Source organism: Thermovirga sp. (assembly GCA_012523215.1).
Classification (GTDB): domain Bacteria; phylum Synergistota; class Synergistia; order Synergistales; family Thermovirgaceae; genus 58-81.
The window spans coordinates 1-2,195 of sequence record JAAYIZ010000008.1 but is presented as its reverse complement, the minus strand read 5'-3'; the positions used below and the strand labels follow the sequence as shown (position 1 = coordinate 2,195).

The following is a 2,195-nucleotide window of genomic DNA, read 5'->3' as shown; positions in this document are numbered from 1 at the left end:
GCCCCGAGGGCAATGATGTAAATAGCAGTGCTCAAACCCGCGCCGATGGCCGCTTCGGCAATGGCCACGTCCGGTGCCTGGAGGATAAAGTACTCCAGCGCCAGCAGCAGGCTGAAGACCGCCAACGAGATGACCGATGAAAGAAGGTCCCGGAACCAGACGGCGTAGAAAGCCGCAATGACGATGATGGTCAGGACCGCCATGTGGGCGTAATTATTCATACCGAGACACCGCCTTTTTTCCGATGGTCTTCGGCCAGCCTGTCCACCACGGCATGCTTGGGGAGTACACCACTCCTGTGGGCCGCCCTGGCTATGGCGTGTGCACCGGTGGGGTTCGATATGAGGAGTGCGAGGATAACCAGGACCACGTGGACCGAGAGCGTGGCGAAACGTCCCTCGCCGGTCCGCAGGTACATCTGAATGGCATAGACCACGACGGCCGCCGAGGTGAATATCGAACCGAAGGTGGTGCACTTCGTGGTCCCGTGAAGGCGAGTGTAGACATCGGGGAAGCGATAGAGGGCCACCGTTCCGAGGAAGTTGAACACTACGCCGATGGAAAGAAGGATAAGGGCCGCTTTCTCCAAGGCTAGACACCCCCCTCGACGTGACGGGCGATGAACATGGTGCCCACGAAGGAGAGCGCTGCATAAACGATGGCCACATCGACCATGACCACCGAGTCGTACACGAGCGAAAGGAGAATCATGAGGGCGATAACCATGGTGTTAATGGAGTCGAGGGCCACTACCCTGTCTGGAATGGTAGGGCCGGCGACAAGCCTCCCGACCATCGCGAGCGCGCAGAACCCGGTTATCGCCGCGGCCAACGCGAAGTAAGTGATAATCATCCGGCAACCCTCCTTGCCCACTTCGCAAAGGATCCATAGACGTTCTTCGCTGGTGGGTCCTCGTCGGTCACGTTGATACAGTGAATGTAGAAGACACCCGTCTCTCCCGAATCGTCCACGTCAACTGTGAGCGTGCCTGGCGTTAGCGTGATCGAATTCGCCAGCATCGCCTGGGCCAGGCTCCCCTTCAGTTCAGAGTCGATCTTTACGATGCCGGGGTGGATCTTCCCCGTTATCACCCTGAAAGCGACGTCCAGGTTGGCCTTGGTCATTCCCCAGAGGAAAGGAAATACGAGGAACAAGATAAAAGTGATCCAACGCAGCGGGTTCAACCCCGCCAGGGTCCAGGATCTTCCCGGGCTCCAAGCTCTTGCCAGGCCGGCCATTACGCCGCCTAGGGCCACCGATATTCCCACCTCGATGGGGTCGATGCCTCCACCACTCCACGCCAGCAGCAGGTACACGGCGACGGAGAGGACAAAAATAACCACACGCCTCACCCCCCTATTCCAGATCTTTCAAAATCGCCGAAGCGATACGCAACAGGATAGTCCCCGCTTTGATCACGACCTCCTCCATCTCCCCTCCAGGGTCGAAGAGGGCTACGGGAGAAATCCAATTATGCATTATACATAATAAATAGTCTGTGAGAACCTCCTTGTTTTTTCGCGCTTTCGGAATTAGTCATCGCGTGCTAGTCTTGACCCTAGAAGGAAGAGGCCGGGGACGCACGGATGTCCTGTATTGTAACCCCATACCGGAGGGAATGTGAATGAAAAATTTGTACATAAGGTGCCTGATCGTCATCAGCCTTTTGATTTTCCCGCCGGCCGCAGCCTTCGGGGCTGTCTCCCTCCAGCAATGGAACTCGGGGGAGGTGAGGCTTCTGGCGACCCGGTCGGAAGTGATGAGAAGCCTGGGCACCCCCGACGGGGTCGAAGATTCCGTCGAATGGTACGACATCTCCGGCGAAGAGGGGTTGCTGAGGGGCGCCCTGGACTATCTCGACGGAGAGCGGGTGCAGGCGGTCCACCTGGCTTTCAGGAAGGACTCGGTGGACCTTGAGACCCTGTCGAACATCATTAGAAACGCCTTCCCGGGTGTATTCGAGGTCCACCGTGACGGGCACATGGTGATTTTCCTGGGGAAAGCCGCCGACGGAGAAGAGTTGCTCTATTTCTTGGCCCTGGCCGGGGATCCCCTGGAGGACAGAGGGCCCGAACTTATCACCATGACAGAAGCGGCGAACCGGCATTACCAGGAAGAAGAAGCCCCGGAGTAGCCCGAAGGTCTTGTAAATATATTCCGGATAATGTATTCTTATAGTAATCTTTTTCAGGAGT

Annotated in this window: 5 protein-coding genes; 1 reads left to right on the top strand and 4 read right to left on the bottom strand. The window is 57.2% G+C overall.

Annotation, left to right across the window (positions count from 1 at the left end; genetic code table 11):
• The 4 genes from GX108_00340 to GX108_00325 form a co-directional block, all read right to left on the bottom strand.
• On the bottom strand, positions 1-221 hold a 221-nt coding region (locus tag GX108_00340; GenBank protein NLO55496.1), incomplete at its 3' end, for a DUF4040 domain-containing protein.
• Positions 218-589: a cation:proton antiporter gene (locus GX108_00335; protein ID NLO55495.1), complete on the bottom strand. Its 372-nt coding sequence runs from the start codon at positions 587-589 to the stop codon at positions 218-220. The genes GX108_00335 and GX108_00340, both read right to left, overlap by 4 nt.
• A 2-nt stretch (positions 590-591) precedes the next feature.
• Positions 592-852, bottom strand: a complete 261-nt coding sequence (locus GX108_00330; protein NLO55494.1) for a cation:proton antiporter — start codon at positions 850-852, stop codon at positions 592-594.
• Positions 849-1,343: a cation transporter gene (locus GX108_00325; protein ID NLO55493.1), complete on the bottom strand. Its 495-nt coding sequence runs from the start codon at positions 1,341-1,343 to the stop codon at positions 849-851. The genes GX108_00330 and GX108_00325 overlap by 4 nt, the downstream gene beginning before the upstream one ends.
• 281 nt (positions 1,344-1,624) lie before the next feature.
• Between GX108_00325 and GX108_00320 the strand changes: the two genes are divergently transcribed.
• Positions 1,625-2,134: a hypothetical protein gene (locus GX108_00320; GenBank protein ID NLO55492.1), complete on the top strand. Its 510-nt coding sequence runs from the start codon at positions 1,625-1,627 to the stop codon at positions 2,132-2,134.
• Positions 2,135-2,195 lie beyond the last annotated feature (61 nt).